Here is an 18,587-nt window from a genome sequence, read left to right on the forward strand (position 1 = left end):
CCTCAGGGTGCAGTGGGTGGATTCGGTGCTCGCAGCGCTCCGGCCGCTCGTGCGGCGCGGCCACGAGCGCCGCCGCGCAGCGGGGCGGGCAGGTAGACGGCCCGCTCGGCGACGAGGAAGCGCAGTGCGGCGGACGCGCCCAGGCCGAGCACCGTGGCCAGGCCCGTGCCCAGGCCCAGGCCGCTGACCAGCAACGCCATCAGCGGGATCCGCAGCAGCAGGTCCAGGTTGGAGACGCCGGAGAAGCGCAGGACCCGGTCGGCCCAGTGCCGGTGCCTGCGATGGCGGAAGACGGTCCACTCCAACAGGGCGAGGTTCCAGGCGATGCCGACCTGATTGGCCAGTACCGCGGCCGGCAGGTAGTGCAGGCCGAGCCGGTGCGTCAGCAGGTCGAGCGTGAGCAGGTTGGGGAGGATCCCGGTGAGCCCGATCAGTGCGAACGCCGCGGCCCGGCCCAGCGGGGTGGACAGCCGGAGCCCGGCCAGGTGCCGCAGGAAGCGCAGGCCCTCGCGCAGGCCCGACTTGGACTTCCCGGCGAAGCGGGTCCCGAAGCGGTAGGGGACCTCGGCCACCCGGCGCGGCCTTCCGCGCACCGCCAGCTCCAGCAGGATCTTGTAGCCGAGCGGGCGAAGCCCGGACAGGTCCACCGTGTTGAGGCGGAGCGCGAAGAAGCCGCTCATCGGGTCGCTGATCCGGCGCAGTTCACGGGCGAACAGCAGCTTGGTGATCAGCGTCGAGCAGCCCGAGACGGCACGCCGGTAGCCACCGGCCAGGCCGTCCCGGCTGCCGCCCGACGCGTAGCGGGTGGCCACCACCAGGTCGGCCCCGGCGCACCGGCCCACCGTGACGAGTTCCGGCACCAGCTGCGGCGGGTGCTGGAGATCGGCGTCCATCACCACGGCCCACTCGCCCTCGGCGGCACACAGCCCCTCGGTGATCGCACCGCCCAGGCCGCCGACGGGTTCGTCCCGATGCAGCAGGGTGACCTGCAGCGGGCAGTCCCGCGCGGCCTCACGGATCACCGCGGGCGTGTGGTCGGTGCTGTCGTCGACGAACAGCAGCCGCGGTGCGGGACACCCGGGCGGTGCCGGTAGGGCCTCGGCCAGCCGGGCCAACAGCTCGGCGATGTTGTCCGACTCGTTGTAGGTCGGGATGACGACGGTGTACGGGGCGACGCCGGTCGAGGGGATGGTGCTGCTCATGGCCGCTCCTCGGTGTGCGGGGCGACGATGCGCCGGATTTCGATCAGGCCTGTGCCGGTGCCGAAGGAGGCGACCACAATGGAGTGTTCGAGGGCCTCCCGGACGGTGGTGAGTCGGCTGTTGGACGGCTGCCGGACAGTGGGGGTGGAGACGATGTAGTCGAGGTCCTGCCAGCCGTGCGGCAGCAGCCGGGCCACCGCGGGGTCCAGGTCGGCTTTGTAGAACCAGATCGCGCCGGTGCCGGGGCGCAGCCCGGCGCGCACCAGGTCCAGCCAGAGCACGTCGTCCACGGCGACCCGGGCCCGGCCCGGGTCGCCGAGGTTGGTCCGCAGCCACTGCGCGGCCCGGTCGTACCCGGCGTTGGCGTCGACGCTGACGGCCGTACGGTTCCCGGCGTACCAGCGAGGCACGACGACGCCGGACGCGAGCAGCGCGGTCAGGGCGACGGCCGCCCAGCGCAGCGGCCGCCGTCGGGCGGGGGGCAGACTCCGCGACGCCCGGTGGACGAGCAGCACCGCGCGCTCGGTCAGCGCGGCCAGCGCCAGGGCGAGGAAGGGCAGCGCCTGGACGACGAACATGGCGGGCAGGTAGCCGGGACGGATCGCGGTCAGCGCCAGCAGGACGACGGCCAGGGCGATCGGTCTCAGCGGGCGGCGGAAGAGCAGCAACAGCGCTGCACCCAGCCCTCCGAGCAGCAGCACCCGGTCGTAGTAGAGCCAGGAGTCGAAGATCTGGCGGGACGCCGACCCCGGCGACAGCAGCGAGCCGGAACCCGGGCGGGTCATCTGGAACGCGAGGCCGCCGAACAGGGAGACATGTCCGCGGCCGGCCAGCAACTCGCTCTTGAGCAGCGCATAGAGCGGGTACAGAGTGACGGTCAGGGTGAACCCGCTGACCACGCCGGCCAGCGAGAACTTGCGGGTGCTCCGGTGGCTGCGCTGCCACAACAGCAGTATCAGGGCGGGCAGCACGACCGCGATGGTCTCCTTGGACAGGACGGCCAGCCCGGCGGCGATGCCGGCGGCGGTGTGGTGCCACAGGTCCCGGCGCGGTGAGGCACACAGCACCATGGCGGCGAGGATCCACATCACGGCGAAGTTGTCGAGCAGCACCTCCCGCTGCAGGCTCACCGAGAGCGGTGAGAGCCCGAACAGCAGCACCGCGAGCGAGCCGGTCCGACGCCGCAGGTCGAGCCGCCGCACCAACAGGTACAGGAGCAGGCAGCTGACGGCCGTCACCGGCAGCATCACCACCCGCAGCGAGGTGGTGAGCAGGTGCTCCGAGGAGACGAACTTCCCGGGCAGCCAGGACAGCAGGGCGATCTGGAGCCAGCCGAGCGGCGGATGGTCGTACCAGTAGGTGTAGTGCGCGAGCCCCTGCCCCTGCTGAACGGCCCAGGCCTGGGCCAGGTACGTGCCCTCGTCGTCGTTGGCGGCGGGCCAGCCGCTGATGTTGCACGCCTGGACCGCGAGGACGGCCGCAGTGGGGAGGAGCACGGCGGCCGGTCCGAGCCAGGCGCGTCTGCGGCCGGGACGGCGCGGCCTCGGCGGCCCTGCGGGCTCCTCGGTCCGGATCGATACGTCAAGAACGGCGGTCACGTGTCATTCCCCCACTCCGAATTCTGTAGGAATCTGTCGCGCATTCACGAATAGGGATGATTTCCCGGCACGCCGGGCCGGCTCTCCGGCCCCTGGGAATTCCCGAGGAATTCGATCGGTTTCCCGGAAGCAAGAGCCCGTCGCGCGGCCGGGCGGAAATGGCCCGGATTATCTGGTCAGGTGTGCACCCACGTGGCGGGTCAACTCCCATCCGTGCTGTCCGCGTGCTTCCCGCCAGACCGCGCGAATGGCCGCCGCGGAGAGGACGACCTGGTAGAACGGGCCGCCGGCAACAAGCTTGACGTAGTGCCAGGGCCGGATCCGGAACCCGTACTGGACCCCGAAGTCGTGCAGTCCGACCGCCTCGAAGACGAAGGTCGCCAGGGCGGGAAGGACGGGCACGAAGGTGAATATGGCCACGCCGACCGGGACATCGGTGAGGAGGGCGAAGGCGATCCCGATCGGGATCAACAGCCCGGCGACGGCCTGGAGGAACGGGGTGATCAGGGTCCACCGGGCCAGCAGCCGCTGGTTCAGCGCGGGCAGGTGGGTCCACTCGCGCTTGCGGTAGACCTGCAGGAAGCCCTGGTTCCATCGGGTGCGCTGCTTGAGCAGGCCGTAGAGGGAGTCCGGCGTCTCCTCGCGGGTGACCATGTCGGCGTCGTAGGCGACGACCACCCGGGCGCCCGCGCTGGACAAGCGGACTCCCAGGTCGCAGTCCTCCGCCAGGCACTCCTGGTCCCAGCCGCCGACGGTGCGCAGCACCTGGGTCCGGACGAAGACGGTGTTGCCGCCGAGCGGGATGAACCCGCGCCTCGCGTGCAGGTGGAGCCGACTGCGGAACCAGAAGAAGTACTCCATGCAGTTGCGCAGGCTGTACCAGCTGGAGTTGAAGTTGATCAGCTGCACACCGCCCTGCACCACCGTCGCGCCGGTCGAGCGGAAGGCGTAGTCCACATGGCCGAGCAGGTCCGGGTGCACCTGGTCCTCGGCGTCGAACACGCCCACGACCTCGCCTCGGCAGTGCGGCAGTGCCGTGTTCAGCGCCTTCGGCTTGTTCTTGACCTCGTGCGTGTCGACCACCACCCGGACCCGGTCCGGGTGACGGGCCGCCAGCTCCTCCGCCACGGCGCCGGTGTCCGGATCGTCGTGGCCGACGATCACCAGGACCTCGTAGTCGCCGTGCCTGGACTCCAGCACGCGGGCGACCGTGTGCGCGAGCACCTCCTGCTCGTGCCGGGCCGGCAGCAGCAGCGAGAAGGACAGGCCGTGCTTCCCGTCCGGCTCCGCGAAACGGGTCTCCGCCAGGTTCTCCGGGGTCCGCCAGGCGTGCATCATCCACCAGAGAGTTCCCATGGCCATGGCAAAGAAAAATGCCGAGACAAAGATCAGGGACAAGGATGCAATCACAATCCGAACCTCTCGAGTTCCGCACGGGAGGCGAGTCAATCAGAGGAATTCAGAGCCTTTGAGGACGACACGCTGGACTTCACAAGTCGACAGGAAGAACGTCCCCACTCCTATTTCGGTGGTGACAGATCGTGTTGCCGCCCCAACGGGATACGGCGATTTAACGGCGGGAAGTCGATGCCGACACACATCTGTCAATTGATCATTTCAGTCGCGGGTCCTGGCACTACAACCGGTTGTCCGCGTGACGTGATGTCGGGTGGCTCGCTGCTCCAGCCGCGGGACTGAGACTGCCACCCGTCGGGGCGATTCGGGGCGGGTTGGCCGAGGCCGAGATCCCTTCCCCGGACGGGGAGTCGGAGGAGCTTTACTCGTCGCTGAACGACGCGTTCGCACGCCCGGCCTCGTGGGAGAACCTGCGGCCGAGGTCACGCGGGAGCCCGGAGTGAGCGCCGAGGGCCTGCGGACGCGGGTCAAGCAGGCGAGGATCGACCGGGCCCGGGGCCTGCGGGTGCGCTGACCGGCGACGAACGCGAGGAACTGCGGCGGATCCACCGGGAGCCGGCCGAGGTGAAGAGGGTGAACAAGATCCCGGTAGGGCCACGGTCTTCTTCGCGAAGGAGGCCGGGCACGCGCCAGCCACCACCGAACCCGCCAACGCACTCACTCACCGCAGGAACACCGGCTGTAGTACTGGGCGCGAGATAGCGGCGAGAAGCTCGGCCCTGCAAAGTCGCCCACGGGGCAGACCTGCGAGGGCGGCGGAGGCCGGCGCGCGAGTACGCGGAGAGCGGTGCGTCCGGGGATGCGCGCGCCCGCCGGCCTGTCCGGCTACTCGCAGGCCGCAGTGCCCGTCCGGGCGGCCAGGCGCGGCATGCGGCGCTGGTAGCGCTCCAGGACGCCCGGGAGCTGCTCACGGAAGGTCTGCCTGGCGCAGCCCAGTACCGGGCACACCAGCCGCCGCACCCGGACCACCACGACGACTTGCCGTGCGTCGACCGGCAGGGCCGTCAGCGTGCGCTCGTGAAAGCCGTGCACGCGGCCACTCGGGGTCCCGCAACTGGGGCAGGCCACTCGGTCGTCGGGAGTCCGAGCACGTACCCGGATCCGGTCCCCCTCGTCCATCACATCCTCGATGACCAGCACGGCCAGCCCCGGGAACACTGTGTCCACAAGCCCGTCGGGCGGCCTGCCCGCACCACCGGAGAACAACGTCTCCATCGGGTACCTCCTCACGAAATCGCACATGGGGTGAGTGACCTGCCTCCCGGGGACGACCGCGGCTTCGCCGGCCCCGGGGCGCCGGCGGAAGGCGCCGGCATGGGGGCGAAGGCGTGGAGGAGCAGGCGAAGAAGGCGCGGGCACGGGCGCCGCGGATCGCACCTCCCGCCTGGCGCTCGGGTTCCGGGACAAGGGTCGACTCGCTCGCCGCTGCGGACGTGGTGGCGCGGTGTGAACGGCTCGTCAGGGCGCAGAGCGCCGAGGCGGCACACCGGTACCGGTGTTTCCGCGTCGCCGGCGGCATGCCGTCCCGGGTGCTCCGGTCTGTCGGCGGCGGCTCCGGCCCTGCGGCCGGGTGCGGGCTTCCCGTCCCCGAGCGCCCGGACAGGGCTGGGCGAAGTCCGCGGGCTACAGCCGTTCGCGCAGCGAACCGGGCAGGTCCTCCAAGGCGGCACCGGCCCGGGGGCGAATGACGAGGCAGTCGGCGGGCCGAGGACAGCGACCGGAACGGGTGGGGCGGCAAGACTGCATACGGCTGCGCGGCCGGCTGGACGAACTGCCGCGGCAGCGTATGGAGACCGTCATGAATTCCTCCTCGAGTTCGCAGGACGACGACGTTCGCGAGGGCCCGGGCGGCATTCCTCGCACAATTCCGCAGCAGCCCAAGCCGATTGAGCCCGAAGCGCGCACCGAAACGACCGTCGGTGACGATCGGGCATCCGGCCGACCGATACCGACATGCGCTCGTCACGTGCCCATCGGTCGACACCTCGGCAACATTGGCAACGACCGCAACATCGACGGCAATTACCGTCGACATCACGAACCGATTACGCCCCGAAACGGTTCCAGACGCAGCCGGGCAGTGACTAGCACCCGTACGAGTGACCGATGCCGCCATGCCCGCGTCACTCCCCGCCCGGATTTGCGCAGGCAGCGCAGGCCGACGCGACATCTGACGGCCAGTCATCACTACGGCGGTTGCATCACCGCAACTGGACAGGTGGCTCCGGCCGGGGGTGTTGGCGGTCGGCCCGATCGAGGGTGTGGCGGAGCCGGGTGGCGGCCCGGTGTTCAGGGCCGCGGGCAGGCTTGCAGTGCCGGTGGTCCGGTCCCGGACGGCGAGGCTGATGATCATTTCGGTGCGGTGGCGGCCGACGGTCATGAGGTGGCGTGGCGCTCGGAGGTGGGGTGAGGCGCTGGAGGCGTTCCAGCAACCCGGGACCTGTTCCCGGAAGGTCCGCCGTCGGCTGGACAGGCCCCAACCACCGGTTGAACTCGGGCCGGCCCCGCGGTCCGAGTGGAAGATCACCCCGGTGACGTTCCCGCCACGGGCGGCGACCGCGGCCTTGAGGGCGTCGATGGCCGGCGAAGCTCGCGTGCGGGTGGCCGTCGACCGGCCGACCACCCTGCGCGAGCGGATGTCCATCACGCAGGCCAGGCGGAGCCGGACCGCGCCGACCTGGATGTACGCGATGCCGCCGCACCGGCGTTCGTCCAGGTCGGCGGCGGTGAAGTCCCGCCGGAGATCACCAAGATCCATTGTCAGGTGTGTCCACATCGCAGGGATCACCTCATTACCGGGCAGGCCCGCACGCAGGTACAGCCACTTTTCTCCGCACCGAACCCGCGGGCCCCGAACCCCGGTGTCCTGGACCGGATGTGCCCCTCAACCCCGCTGCGTCCCGGCAACGCCTTGCGAGAGCCGCCCGCCACGCAGGGCGGGCCACCCCGGCTCCCGGCTCGCCGAGCACGGCCGGGTGAGACCGGCGCCGGTCCCGCGCGTTCCCCCAGGCGGGACCGGTGCCGCCGCAGCGCCCGAGCCCACCCGCGCGGCCGGCTGGAACGAGGGCGCCAACGCCACCAGGTCAAATCCGCCGCAGGCGAGGGTACTGCGCGCACCGGAAGGCAGGGGCGCCGCGCCGGCCGCCTCGCCCCGCGCGGTTCCCCCAGCCGTGGCGGCCGGGGTGTCGCACGCGCCCCCGAGGACAGCACTCTCAGTAACTCGGCGTGGCGCCGGGATTCGATGTGGTCACCCGGGGCGACGGCGAGGTGGGCCTCGGGGTCGCCTGGGAGGTCCTCGGCGAGGGGGAGCGGGTGGGCGCGGGCGTCGGGGTCGTGTGGCCCGTGGGCCTCGGAGCCGGGGTCGTGTAGCCGGTGGGCCTCGGGGTCGGCGTCGGGGTCGGCGGGGTCTCGGACTCCGTGGGGGAGGCCGGCGAGGACGAGGCCGCCGGCGGCACCTCCACGTTGCCGTCCGAACCCTGGGTGGCGAGCGCGACGCCGATGGCGATGGCCGCCACCGCGAGCCCGGCCAGCAGGGCGATGTAGCGGGGCTTTCGCCACCAGGGCGGACCCGGCTCGCCGTCGGAGCCGCCGACCGCCGTCCGCGGCGGCTCCTCGGGCGGCCCGGGAGGCGGGCCGCCCCCGATGGTCGGCGGCTCCGGCGGCCCGGGCGGGTACGAGCCCGGTCCGGACGGCGGCCTGGGCCCGGACGGCGGCGGCCCGCCCTCCCCGGGACCCGACAGCGGCCCGGTGGGCGGGCCTGACGGCTCGGACGGTCCTGACGGCGGCTGCGAACTCACGGGGCCTTCCCTCCGGCGACTCGACCCCCTGCCCAAATCTGCGGTCCGCCCCGGTACCGCCGCAACCCGGCTCGGCGAACGGACCCGGTCTGCCGTGGGCCGGCGACCGGCCCGGGGACTCGCGCGAGGCGGCGGGTGCGGCGCGGCGGGTGCGGCGCCGTCACCTCCGCTGCGCGCAGCCCTCCGCACCCTTCCGGTCCCCGGCCGCCGCCCACAGCCACGCCGGGTCACCCAGGACTCCTGGGTCGCCGGCTTCCACGGCCCGCTGGGCGCCGGTCTCCGCACCCCGTCGCTGAGCTGCCGCATCGGCTCGAAGTGCGCCAGGAACCGGCAGAACGACGGCAGGGCCTGCAGCGGGACGGTGGCGCCCGAGGACGGCAGCGCCGGCACGATGAACACGAACACACCGATCAGCCGCCCCACCCCGCCGAAGACGGCATTGATCGCCTGCACGCCCAGGCCCACCGCCGTGATCGCGCAGAACGAGAAGAGGAACAGCGACGGCAGGTGACCCGCATCCATGCCCAGGATTCCGATCGTGGCCGGCACGACGGCGGCCGACGTGACCAGCGAGATCCCGGTGGTCATCACCGACTTGACCACCCGGGCCCGGCGCCGGGTGATCGGGACGGCACGCCGCCGGGTGGGCCAGGGGCCCGGTTCGTTGTCGGTGCAGCCGAGCGCGACGTCGACTCCCGTTGCCGATGGCGTTGCCGGCGAGGAAGCCGGCGAGCACCAGCGGCATCGTGCAGTAGAACGCGCTCGGGCCGAGCCCGCCGTGTGGTCCGATCGGGTGGCCCACCCCCGCCTCGACGGGAATCGGATCCCCGAGCAGCAGGGCAGAGGCGTTGGGCACCCGGGTGCCCTGCCGGGCGGCGCGCCGCACGGGATCCGTCTTCGTCCGACCTGCTCACTTCGGGCCGACGGCCGGTGCCTCGGTGGCCTCGGCGACCAGCACTTCCTTGCGGGTGTCGCAGCCGTCCTTGTCGGCATCGATCCGGTGTCGGAAGGCGGTGCGCACATAGCCGGTGCGGTCCTCGTCGGCCACCGGCAGCACGTCGATCGCCTCGTACAACGTCGTCGTGACCGTCTCTCCGGCCGCCCGATGCGGCGCAGCGGCGGCGGAACGGCTGGTGGCGTGGGCGGGGACGGCGAGCAGCAGGGCGGCTGCGGCGGCGAGGGCGGAGGCGCGCAGTGGTCGTTGGGCGTGTGGGTCGCTCTGCCAACGCATGGGTGGTGTGCGGGTTTCGTGGGTGGGATGTTGATCGCCCGATCGTGCCGTGTGCGACTACCTTTGGATTTCCCAGGTGTCCTCGGGGAGGAAGTAGGAGCCGCCGTCGAACGCTTCGGTGCTGAGGAGCATCGGCCGGGTGAGCAGGTGGTCGCCGGCCCGCTGCACGTTGATCACCACGCCGAGGGACTCCGAGCAGGCCAGGCCCCCGCCCATGTAGGTGACCGTGCCGTCCGGCTCGTGGGCCGGGGCCCGGTCGAGCATCCACCGCTCCAGCGTCGACGGCACCCGGGCCACCAGGGCCGCGCCGTCCGCGTAGACCTGTGGCCCGCACAGGGCGTCGACGATGACCGCGGCGAGCTGTTCCTGCCAGTAGTACAGGCGCAGGCCGAAGTCGAGGTATCGGCCGTCCTCGCTCCCGCGAACGCTCCACGGCGCGGGGTGGTAGTGCCGGTGCGGCTCGGCGTCGGCAGTGATGTTCTTCATCGCCTCCACCGTCTCGCCGGGGCTCATGCCGAAGCGCAACGGCCCCACCCCCGCGAACGGCTCCAGGGTCCACTGCCAGCGCTCGTCGTCCGGCACCACGGGCCACAGTTCGATCATGGTCACGGAGTGTACGGCGGCTGCCGCCGGCGCCGGGCCGGCAGTCAGTCAGCCGCCGTTGGAGAACGTCAGTCCGCCGTCGGCCAGGGGCCGGCGTGCGGGAGCCGGGGCGGGCGGCTCGGTCGCCGGTGGCGGCAGGAACAGGGCCCGGCCGACCGGCGGCAGAGTCCGTCGGCCAGCGGCGGCCGGACGGTCGGTGGCGGGTGCGGAGAACTCGGGCAGGCCCAGCTGGCGGCGATCATCACTCACGCCCGCAAGTATGACCTTCCGTCAGTACGGCAAGCGCACGGCCCGCCCTTCCGCGACCGTTCAGGACCAACCTGCCGCCTGAATCTGATCAGGAAGTTCGCGGACCTACCGGCCGGTGAGGGCGGCCCTGAACTCCCGGGTGGCCGCGGACACCGACCCGGACGCCACCCGCTGGCTGGCGTCGGCCCGGTGCTGCTCGACCGTCTCGACCGCGGTCCGCATCCGGGGCAGCCAGACCCGCTCGACCTCACCGGTGAACTCCTGCGGCACCGGCCGGCGATCGACGATCCCCACGATGACACCGTCGTGCGTCGCCATGCCGTAGGTCTCGAAGCGCCAGCCGAGCGAACGGGCGGCGGCCCGCATCGCGGAGCGCAGCAGGTCCAACCCGCCGACCTCCTCGGCCTCGGCGTGGGTCAGGCGGATCTCCCATGCTCCGCCGTAGCCGCCGGCTCGCGGCGGGCAGGAGCGGGTGAGCAGAGGGGGCAGGACGGTGAGCAGGTGGGTGTGGCGGGGGTCCGCGGCAAGGGAGGGCACGGCCGGGAGCTTACGACGCTGGTGCGGGGTGTTCGGGGAGGCCCGCAATAGTCCGACGAACGGTGGCGCGGTGCCCCGCCCGGTGGGGATCGGTGCAGGTCGCGCGGGGTTGATTCGCGCTGTGGGTGGTGCATGCCGTACGGTTCCTTGCCTTTGTCCGGCGGTTTGGGCGGGCCCTGATTCGGCAGCTCGCGGGGGTTGATCGGCGCGGTGGGCTTCCTACTCTCCCAACCTGTCGGACCGCTGGTGGGTTGTCAGCTGCAGGACCACCCACCGCTGCTCGCGTCCCGGTGCGACACTCGGCAGTCCGCCGACGCCGTGTCCGGCCGGAACCGGCCCGCTGCAGCGGGCCTGCGGAGCCGGGGGAAGCGCGGTGGCCGGCTGTGGGACCGGCCACCGCGTCGATCCGCCCGCCACCGGCTGTCGGGGGAGTCAGCGGGTGGGGACCGTCCGCACCGCATCGACGGTGCTCGATGAAGACAACGAGCCCCGAGGCCGGACGGGCACGGGCACTACCGCAGGCCGTTCGGTCCGGGACCGCAGGGAACCGTCGATCTTGTTGCCCACTGGCCTTTCTCCAGGCCGCCCGGGCCGAGACGCACACCTCCCCGGGCGGGTCCTCTGCGTGGACCCATGCGGCGGCGGCCAGGGGCTGGCCGCGCTCGGGGGTCCGCAGCCAGCCCCTGGAAGACCAGAGTCGCGCAACGACTGCTGGTGGTGCGGGGCGGACTGCGCCGCTCGGGCTGCGCGGTCGCCCTGGCGTGCGATGAAGGCTCCGCTGCACGGACCAGTCCGTACCGATGCGGTTCGGCCCAGCCCGTCTTGTAACGGGCGAGCAGGGTGACGCGGGACGCGGACTCGTCAACGAACGCGCCGCCGCGGGCCGGGGCCCGAGGCTCCCGCTCCCCGCTCCGCTGCCACGCGGCCGACCCGGGCCAGCGGGCAGGGCCGGTGCCGGTGCCGGGACATCGAGGTCAGCGCCGAAGATCGGCCGGTTGCCAGCGGCGGCGGTGCACACGTTCGCGAAGCGCACCGCGTCGGCGGCTGTGCCGCGGTCCGTCAGCGCGAGCGCGTCCGGCAGGCTCGCGCCGTACCGGCACGCACCCACCGACCACCGCCGCCGGTAGATCCTGCCGGGGGCGTGCAGATGGCACCGTCCCGGACGGGTGATGTGCGCTCCTCCCGCGAGCGGTCGGCCACGATCAGCAGTTGCGCTCACCGAGTGCAGTGATCGCCCGGCCGGGCACGGCCTCCGCCGGACGGCGGCCTGCCGGACTCCTGAACCGTGTCAGCACCCGCCTCCGCCGCCCGTCGAACCGCCGTGGCCCAGGGCGCCCCACCAGGAGGCGCGCGAGCGGTCCTCAGGAGCTGCAGGAGGTTCGGCCCGGGTGCTGCGCCGGGCGTACAGGTCGACCGGGACGGCGGGCGCCAGGGCTTCCGTCAATGTGCGGTGCAGTTGCCCGGTGTCGGTTGCCGACGGCAGGGAGCACGTGAAGGTCACCCCGTTCGTCATCACGACGGCCAGAGACGCGGTGACGGTGGGCGGGCGGGCGTCGCCCGGATAGGGCTCTTCCACGGTGTGGTCGATCCGGACCCGGCGCACCCGGCTGATCGGCTGCGGCACGGCGCGCCCGGAACCCTTCACGACGGTGACCGAGGTCGGCCCGGGTACCGGCGCGAACCGCACCCGCCGCACGCAGGTGAAGGCGCGTACGGCAGAGGCCGCCCATACCAGGGCCGCCGTGCTGCCGCCGATCGCGAGGGCCGTCGGCCACACTGGGCGCCATCCCGTTCCGGCGAACAGCATGACCACCGCTACCGGGACGGCGGCGAGGAGACCGAAGGCGAAGGCGAACGGCACCACCGTCACCGAGGAAACCGCCTCGTGCAGCGCGGCGCGGCGGGTCGCCGTTCCCGGCTCGATCACCAGATCCGCTTGTCCGGGGACCGAGTTGTCGATGAGGGCTTGGAAGCCGTCCACGGTATCCGTCATGACACCACGTTAGTTTCGTGTCGGTCGCTTCGACAGAGGGCCAGGGCCTGCTGGACTGTTGGACTGCTGGGCGGCCGCCGCCGGTGTCGGTCGGGGGCGGCGGGCCGGCACGTGCCCCCCGTCGGCCGCCCGGTGCTCCGGACGGGTGCCCTGCCGCCTGAAAGCGCGAAGCGGTGGGCACGGTCCCCGGCATGCCGGCACGCCGCCACCGTCTGCGGAACACCCGCTGCCTGGATGCCGCCGTCGCCCAGCTCCGCATCGAGGGTCAGGACATCAGGGACAAGGACGTGGCCCGCCGCCTCTCCCGCTCAAGGAGCGGCACATCGACTTCCTGGGCCTGCACCCCTTCCGGACCCGGAGGCTGTCGAGGACGACGAGGATCGGCGGCGGCGCACCCGGCCCGCGGGGCCACTCATTGCCTCCCGTGGAGGCCGGGCGCCCGACGTTCCTGGGCCGACCCGACGTTCCTGGGCCGAGGCGAGGAACGCCGGGCTGGGCCTGCCGTGCGCCGGCTCAACGACCCCGCGGAGCCCTATACGGCAGGCTCCTGAACGGGATCCCGGGATTCCGTGTGATCCGGGTCATCGGCCGGGGCGGCGGCACGCAGCGCCGTCTCGACCCGGCGGTTGCTGGTCATGGTCGCGGTGACGGTGGTCATGGTGAGGAGGAGGCCGGCGGCGGCGTAGAGCGGGGTGCGTACGTCGTAGGTGGTGGCCAGCCAGCCGCCGAGGAAGGCGCCGAACGGGGCGGCGCACATGGCGAGCATGCGGGAGGTGGAGGCGACCCGGCCCATCAGGTGGGCGGGGACGATCGCCTGTCGGAGGGAGGGGCCGAGCACCATCGTGGCGCCCATGCCCGCTCCGCAGACGGCGAGTGCGAGGCCGGCGACGTACGGGTTCGGGGCGGCGGCAAGGCCCAGGACGGCGAGTCCTTCGACTGCGGCCGTGCAGGTCAGCGCGGCACCGGTGCCGAGTCGTCGGCCGAGGAAGGAGGCGATGCCCGCGCCGAGCAGACCGCCGGTGGCCTCCGCCGTGAGGAGCAGACCGAAGCCGTAGGTGCCGATGCCGAGGCGGTCGTGCGCGAAGAGGGCGAGGACGGTCTCCACGGCGAGGAAGGCGATGTTCCCGACCGCCGGACGGAGCGCGAGCCCGAGCAGCAACTGATCCCGGAAGACGTACGAGGCGCCGGCCCGCGCCTGCCGCAGCAGTGACTCGCGGGCCTGCGGTACGGGCCGGGGTGCGGCAGGCAGCGACCGTACGAGCAGTGCGGAGAGCGCGAACGAGACCGCGTCGGCGAGCAGCGGAACCGCCCGCCCGAGCGCGAGCAGGGCACTGCCCGCGGGCGGCCCGGCGAAGCCGGACGCGGCGGTCTGGGTGCCGCGCAGGCGGGAGTTGGCGCGCTCCAGGAGCGCGGGGTCGCGGCCGAGCAGATCCGGCAGATAGGCCGTGGCGGCCGTGTCGAAGAAGAGTCCGCCGAGGCCGAGCAGGAAGGCGACGGCCGCGAGCAGTGGAATGCTCAGCACGTCGAGCGCGGCCGCGGCTGCCGGTATCGCGAGCAGCACCGCACGCGCCGCGTCCGTGACCCACATCGTGCGCCGGCGGTCCCAGCGGTCCACCAGCGCACCGCCGAGCACCCCGAAGAGCAGCCACGGCAGCGTTCCGGCGGCCGTGACGACGGCGAGCGCCGTCGGATCCCGCGTCAACGTCAACGCGAGCAGCGGCAGCGCGGCATGCGACACCCCGTCACCGAGCGAGGACACCGTCTGCGCGGTCCACAGCCGTCCGAACCCGGTCGGCAGCTTCCGGATGTCCGAGGTCACTTGGCGTCCCCTTCGGCCTGCTGGCGCGATGCCGGGTGGAACAGTGCGAAGACGAGTGACGCATCCGGCAGCGACGGATCGGACAGCTCCCGGTACTCGTCCGCCAGTGCCTGCAGCCGCGCCCCCAACTCCGCGAACTGCTCATCGGTGAGCCGCAGGTGCGCCATCCGCACATGCCGCTCGGCATCCGCCGGCGCCGCCTCCAGGTCCGCCACCGCATGCCGCATCAGCACGTCCGGGCCTCCCTCGCCCGGGTCCGGCAGCACGATCGCCCGCGCGGCCATTGCGTAGTACCGCTCGGTGACCCCCCGGACCTTCCGAGTGCGCACCACCTTCACCAGGCCGGCCCGCTCCAGCAGTCGTACGTGGTAGCTGGAACTCCCCTTCGCAAGACCCACTCGCTCGGCGATCTGCGTGATCGTCGCGGGCTCGAAGCGGAGCACGGCCATGATCCGGTGACGCGTCAGATTGGAGACGGCGCGCAGCTGCTCGTCAGTGGTGACGTGGAACGTCTCGGGAAGATCGTCGGTAGGCATGCCCTCAATGGTCAACACTTCTTGACCATTGGTCAAGGGAGTTTTTGTTCGGCTTCCGGAATCGGCTGTCCAGCACGTGAGGCCTTCGCCCCTGCACCGCCCCTGGCGCACCCTCCGTCCGGTGGAACGTGCGAGCAGCCCGGTGGAGGGGGCAGTGCGGCCGGGTGCGCCGACTTCCGCGTGCCAAGGGCCGGGCTTCAGGCCCACGCCGGCGACCGCCGTCCACCACCGGCTGCGTGCCCGTACAGCCTCGGCCCCGAGGAGCTCGGCCGGGGCGCAATCGGTCGGGTCGGCCTGGCCGCGATCGAACTCGCGGCAAGCGGGGCCGGCCGGAGTGGGGCGATGGGCAACGCGGCGCACTTCCTCGGTTGCGCGGAAGCGTTCGCAGCCATGGGCATGATCGACGACGCCCCCGAATGCTGCTGACCCCTCCCCCACCGGTCTGCAGCCCTCAGCCCTGGACCGCGGCCGGCCAGCACCGTCAGGCTGGTCGCGTAAGGTGCCCCGATGCCGCGGGACCGCGGCGAGAGAAAACGGCACGGGCATGGCGGTGAGAGCAATGGACGGCGCAGCACGAACGCGCACCTGGTGCCCGCCGTACCCGCTCGACCTGGCCGCGGTCGTCTCGCCGCTGCGCCGCGGGGCGGGCGATCCGACGATCCGCGTCGAGACCGGCGTCGTGTGGCGGGCCTCCCGCACACCGGCGGGGCTCGGCACGCTACGGATCATGGCGCGGCCGGCCGACGGCGCCGTCGCCGCGACGGCGTGGGGGCCGGGCGCGGACTGGCTGCTGGAGCAGATGCCGGCGATGCTCGGCGCGAACGACCAGCCGGACGGCCTGGTGCTGCCGCCCGGGAAGCTGCGGGACGTCCAACGACGCAACCCCGGGCTGCGGCTCGGCGCGACGGCTCTGGTGATGGACGCGCTCGTGCCGGCCGTACTGGAGCAGAAGGTCACCGTGACCGAGGCGCACTGTGGGTGGAGGACCCTGCTGCGGCGCTACGGGACTCCTGCGCCGGGGCCCGGCGCGGAGCTCGGCCTCATGGTGCCGCCTTCGGCCAGGGAGTGGGCGCTGGTGCCCTCGTGGACGTGGCACCGGGCCGGGGTGGATGCGAAGCGCGCCGAGACGATCCTCCGCGCGGTACGGCTCGCGCCCCGCCTGGAGGAGGCCTCCGCGATGGCCGGCCCCGAGGCGGCGGCCCGGCTGACGCACGTGCCCGGGATCGGGCCGTGGACGGCGGCCGAGACGCTGCAGCGCTGCAACGGCGACCCGGACGCGGTCTCGGTCGGCGACCTGCACCTGCCGAACACCGTCGTCTGGGCGCTCGCCGGGAAGGCCCGCGGCACGGACGAGGAGATGCTCGAACTCCTCGCCCCCTACGCCGGCCACCGGCACCGTGTCTGCCGTCTGATCCGCGCGCTCGGTGTGCGCGCACCGCGGTTCGGGCCGCGCCCTGCACCCAACGGCCACCGCCGCCGGTAAGTCGCGCTGTGGGAGGAAGCGTGGCACGCCCCTGGCCCTGGACAGTCGGCCGATTCAGCGGCTTGGCTCCCGCAGCGCGGTGATCGCGCGGCTCGTCACCTCGCCGAGTGTGCCGCCCGCGTCGAGTTCGAGGAGGAAGAGGTGCTGCTTGACGTAGTGCTGCGTGACGGGCTCCCGCAGCGATCCATGTTCGTTGAACAGGCGACGGACGTGGTCCTCGTCGTCGTGCTGATACAGCAGCACCGGTTGCCGGCGCTCAGTGACGGTAGGCGGCTGTCGCGATCTCGATGAAGGATCGGATCAGCGGGTTGGTGTCACCTTCGTTCCACGCCGCCACCACTCGGCTCGGCGCCATGTCGGTCAGCGGTACCAGCGCCAACTCCGCGGGCAGGTCGTGTCCGAGCGGGGCCAGGCCGACCGTGCCGTTCCACAGCACGGCGTGCAGGCATTCCTGGACGGCGCGCACCACCGGGCCCTCGCGCGGCGTGTTGCCGTTCCAGTAGGACCGCCAGACGGGGTCGGTACCCTGCGGGAACTGGAACCAGCGGCGGTCGCTCAGCTCGGCGAGCCGCAGCCGGTCGCGGCGGGCCAGCGGATCGTCGGCGCGCAGGACCGCGCCGACCGGATCGGTTCGCAGCACACGCACCGTCAGGGCGGTCTCGTCGAACGGCGCCCGGGTCAGGGCGACGTCGACCAGTCCGGCGCGCAGCCCGCATGTCGGGTCGGTCAGATCGGTGTCGCGGATGCGGATGTCGATGCCGGGGTGGCTTCGGCGGTAGGCGGCGGCCAGCCTGGACACTCCCGGGTCGGTGCCGTCGCCCAGGATGCCGACGGTGATGGTCGCGGCGCCGGCTGCCGCACTCACGCGTACCCGGACGCGGTCGGCGTGGTCGAGCAGGGCCCGCGCCTCGTCGAGCAGCACCGCGCCCACCGGAGTGAGCGTGACGCCGGTGGGCGAGCGGGCGAACAGCAGGGCCCCGACATCGGCCTCCAACCGCTTGATCGCCCGGCTCAGTGGCGGCTGACTCATGTGCAGTCGGGTGGCTGCCCGGCCGAAGTGGAGTTCCTCGGCGACGGCCACGAAATAGCGCAAGATCCGTAGCTCCACGCTGCAAAGATACCCTCGGGGTATCGGCGTCGCGGGATGGGTCTTGGACACCGGCAGGCCCCCGGCGGTGCACTTGTGCCCATGACCGAAGAAGCAGAGGCCAACGCGGCGCAGGCCAAGCCCGCCGTATCGGTGGTGGGTCCCGGCGACGGCGAGACGATCGTTCTGGGCACCACGCGCATGCGGGTCCTGGAGGACGGCAGCCACACCGGGCACCGTCTCGCGATCGCCGAGTCCGTCCTCGCCCCGCACACCCAGGGACCGCCGCAGCACCGTCACGCTCAGCACGACGAGGGCTTCTACATCCTCTCCGGCACCGTGCGGTTCACCGTCGGGGACGAGGACCACGACGCCACCGCGGGCACGCTCGTGATGGTTTCGCCCGGTACCCCGCACACCTTCGCCAACCTGACCGACCAACCCGCCGTCATGCTCAGCACCTTCACCCCCGACCTGTACGTGCAGTACTTCCGAGACCTCCAGGAGGTGCTCGCCGGCGGCCGGCCGTTGACGCCGCAGGCCAATATCGACGCGATGAGCCGCTACGCGACCGCACCTGCCACCGACCTCGCCTGAAGCATTCGACGGGTCCCCGTGAACCGGTGACCCATGAACGGGAACCATGAACACCGCCTACTGGATCGTCGCGGGACTACTCGCTCTCTTCTACTTCTACGCGGGCACGCTGAAGGTGATCCGCAGCCGCGATCAGCTCCGACCGATGATGGCCTGGGTCGACCGCGTACCACTGCCCGCCCTCAGGGCACTGGGTACGGTCGAAATACTCGGCGCGGCCGGCCTGATCCTGCCGCCGCTGACGGGCATCGCGCCCCCACTGGCGCCGGCCGCGGCCAGCGGCTTCGTACTCCTCCAGGCCGGTGCGATCGCCGTCCACCTGACCGGCGACGACCGCCGGATCGCACTCAACGTCGGGCTCACCACCACCGCGGCTGTGACCATCTGGCTGGCCACCGGGCTGTGATGGAGCCCGCCCCTCGGCTGGCGGTCGAAACCA

The 18,587-nt window shown here is 72.4% G+C and carries 16 protein-coding genes and 3 pseudogenes; 4 read left to right on the top strand and 15 right to left on the bottom strand.

Annotated features, from left to right (window positions below; all coding sequences use genetic code 11):
* Nucleotides 1-2: 2 nt before the first annotated feature.
* The 4 genes and pseudogenes from AB0M03_RS09440 to AB0M03_RS09455 form a co-directional block, all read right to left on the bottom strand.
* Nucleotides 3-1,202: a glycosyltransferase family 2 protein gene (locus AB0M03_RS09440; protein WP_363490198.1), complete on the bottom strand. Its 1,200-nt coding sequence runs from the start codon at nt 1,200-1,202 to the stop codon at nt 3-5.
* Nucleotides 1,199-2,698: a glycosyltransferase family 39 protein gene (locus AB0M03_RS09445; protein ID WP_363490200.1), complete on the bottom strand. Its 1,500-nt coding sequence runs from the start codon at nt 2,696-2,698 to the stop codon at nt 1,199-1,201. The genes AB0M03_RS09440 and AB0M03_RS09445 overlap by 4 nt, the downstream gene beginning before the upstream one ends.
* A gap of 270 nt (nt 2,699-2,968) precedes the next feature.
* The gene (locus AB0M03_RS09450; RefSeq protein WP_363490202.1) at nt 2,969-4,162 is read right to left on the bottom strand and encodes a glycosyltransferase; all 1,194 of its coding nucleotides are present in this window, start codon (nt 4,160-4,162) and stop codon (nt 2,969-2,971) included.
* A gap of 912 nt (nt 4,163-5,074) precedes the next feature.
* Nucleotides 5,075-5,431, bottom strand: a pseudogene (locus AB0M03_RS09455) (transposase family protein); the annotation flags it as partial.
* Nucleotides 5,432-7,588: 2,157 nt separating this feature from the next.
* Between AB0M03_RS09455 and AB0M03_RS09460 the strand changes: the two are divergent.
* Nucleotides 7,589-7,759, top strand: a complete 171-nt coding sequence (locus AB0M03_RS09460; protein WP_363490296.1) for a hypothetical protein — start codon at nt 7,589-7,591, stop codon at nt 7,757-7,759.
* A 533-nt stretch (nt 7,760-8,292) separates the two neighbouring features.
* Here AB0M03_RS09460 and AB0M03_RS09465 read toward each other — a convergent pair.
* The 9 genes and pseudogenes from AB0M03_RS09465 to AB0M03_RS09505 all read right to left on the bottom strand — a co-directional run.
* Nucleotides 8,293-8,851, bottom strand: a pseudogene (locus AB0M03_RS09465) (ABC transporter); the annotation flags it as partial.
* A 72-nt stretch (nt 8,852-8,923) separates the two neighbouring features.
* The gene (locus AB0M03_RS09470) at nt 8,924-9,244 is read right to left on the bottom strand and encodes a hypothetical protein (protein WP_363490204.1); all 321 of its coding nucleotides are present in this window, start codon (nt 9,242-9,244) and stop codon (nt 8,924-8,926) included.
* A gap of 57 nt (nt 9,245-9,301) precedes the next feature.
* A complete protein-coding gene (locus AB0M03_RS09475; RefSeq protein ID WP_363490206.1) occupies nt 9,302-9,847 on the bottom strand; it encodes a hypothetical protein in 546 nt (181 codons plus the stop codon).
* 48 nt (nt 9,848-9,895) lie between these two features.
* Nucleotides 9,896-10,096, bottom strand: coding sequence for a hypothetical protein (locus AB0M03_RS09480; protein WP_363490208.1), 201 nt, complete (start codon nt 10,094-10,096; stop codon nt 9,896-9,898).
* Between the two features lie 105 nt (nt 10,097-10,201).
* Nucleotides 10,202-10,633, bottom strand: a complete 432-nt coding sequence (locus tag AB0M03_RS09485) for a hypothetical protein (protein WP_363490210.1) — start codon at nt 10,631-10,633, stop codon at nt 10,202-10,204.
* A gap of 776 nt (nt 10,634-11,409) precedes the next feature.
* Nucleotides 11,410-11,708, bottom strand: a pseudogene (locus AB0M03_RS09490) (hypothetical protein); the annotation flags it as partial.
* 213 nt (nt 11,709-11,921) lie between these two features.
* Nucleotides 11,922-12,626, bottom strand: a complete 705-nt coding sequence (locus tag AB0M03_RS09495; protein ID WP_363490212.1) for a hypothetical protein — start codon at nt 12,624-12,626, stop codon at nt 11,922-11,924.
* 532 nt (nt 12,627-13,158) lie between these two features.
* Nucleotides 13,159-14,445, bottom strand: a complete 1,287-nt coding sequence (locus tag AB0M03_RS09500) for an MFS transporter (protein WP_363490214.1) — start codon at nt 14,443-14,445, stop codon at nt 13,159-13,161.
* Nucleotides 14,442-14,981, bottom strand: coding sequence for a winged helix-turn-helix domain-containing protein (locus AB0M03_RS09505; protein ID WP_363490216.1), 540 nt, complete (start codon nt 14,979-14,981; stop codon nt 14,442-14,444). The genes AB0M03_RS09500 and AB0M03_RS09505 overlap by 4 nt, the downstream gene beginning before the upstream one ends.
* 544 nt (nt 14,982-15,525) lie before the next feature.
* Between AB0M03_RS09505 and AB0M03_RS09510 the strand changes: the two genes are divergently transcribed.
* Entirely contained in the window at nt 15,526-16,464 is a 939-nt protein-coding gene (locus AB0M03_RS09510) for a DNA-3-methyladenine glycosylase 2 family protein (RefSeq protein ID WP_363490218.1), read from the top strand.
* 54 nt (nt 16,465-16,518) lie between these two features.
* Here the strand turns inward: AB0M03_RS09510 and AB0M03_RS09515 are convergent, their stop codons facing one another.
* The gene (locus tag AB0M03_RS09515; protein ID WP_363490220.1) at nt 16,519-16,707 is read right to left on the bottom strand and encodes a hypothetical protein; all 189 of its coding nucleotides are present in this window, start codon (nt 16,705-16,707) and stop codon (nt 16,519-16,521) included.
* Nucleotides 16,708-16,720: 13 nt separating this feature from the next.
* Nucleotides 16,721-17,572 (bottom strand): LysR substrate-binding domain-containing protein, encoded by an 852-nt coding sequence (locus AB0M03_RS09520; protein WP_363490222.1) that lies wholly within the window; start codon nt 17,570-17,572, stop codon nt 16,721-16,723.
* Nucleotides 17,573-17,653: 81 nt separating this feature from the next.
* On the opposite strand from AB0M03_RS09520, the gene AB0M03_RS09525 reads away from it, so the two are divergent.
* Together AB0M03_RS09525 and AB0M03_RS09530 are read left to right on the top strand one after the other, a co-directional pair.
* Nucleotides 17,654-18,148: a cupin domain-containing protein gene (locus AB0M03_RS09525; protein ID WP_363490224.1), complete on the top strand. Its 495-nt coding sequence runs from the start codon at nt 17,654-17,656 to the stop codon at nt 18,146-18,148.
* A gap of 46 nt (nt 18,149-18,194) precedes the next feature.
* Nucleotides 18,195-18,554: a DoxX family protein gene (locus AB0M03_RS09530; RefSeq protein ID WP_363490226.1), complete on the top strand. Its 360-nt coding sequence runs from the start codon at nt 18,195-18,197 to the stop codon at nt 18,552-18,554.
* Nucleotides 18,555-18,587 lie beyond the last annotated feature (33 nt).

The organism is Kitasatospora sp. NPDC051914, from assembly GCF_040680995.1.
Classification (GTDB): Bacteria; Actinomycetota; Actinomycetes; order Streptomycetales; family Streptomycetaceae; genus Kitasatospora.

Bases quoted from the DNA above. Each gene is read 5' to 3' on its own strand.
- AB0M03_RS09505 (WP_363490216.1), bottom strand. From the start codon at position 14,981: ATGCCTACCGACGATCTTCCCGAGACGTTCCACGTCACCACTGACGAG.
- AB0M03_RS09530 (WP_363490226.1), top strand. From the start codon at position 18,195: ATGAACACCGCCTACTGGATCGTCGCGGGACTACTCGCTCTCTTCTAC.
- AB0M03_RS09450 (WP_363490202.1), bottom strand. From the start codon at position 4,162: ATGGCCATGGGAACTCTCTGGTGGATGATGCACGCCTGGCGGACCCCG.
- AB0M03_RS09470 (WP_363490204.1), bottom strand. From the start codon at position 9,244: ATGCGTTGGCAGAGCGACCCACACGCCCAACGACCACTGCGCGCCTCC.
- AB0M03_RS09440 (WP_363490198.1), bottom strand. From the start codon at position 1,202: ATGAGCAGCACCATCCCCTCGACCGGCGTCGCCCCGTACACCGTCGTC.
- AB0M03_RS09525 (WP_363490224.1), top strand. From the start codon at position 17,654: ATGACCGAAGAAGCAGAGGCCAACGCGGCGCAGGCCAAGCCCGCCGTA.
- AB0M03_RS09475 (WP_363490206.1), bottom strand. From the start codon at position 9,847: ATGATCGAACTGTGGCCCGTGGTGCCGGACGACGAGCGCTGGCAGTGG.
- AB0M03_RS09495 (WP_363490212.1), bottom strand. From the start codon at position 12,626: ATGACGGATACCGTGGACGGCTTCCAAGCCCTCATCGACAACTCGGTC.
- AB0M03_RS09510 (WP_363490218.1), top strand. From the start codon at position 15,526: ATGGCGGTGAGAGCAATGGACGGCGCAGCACGAACGCGCACCTGGTGC.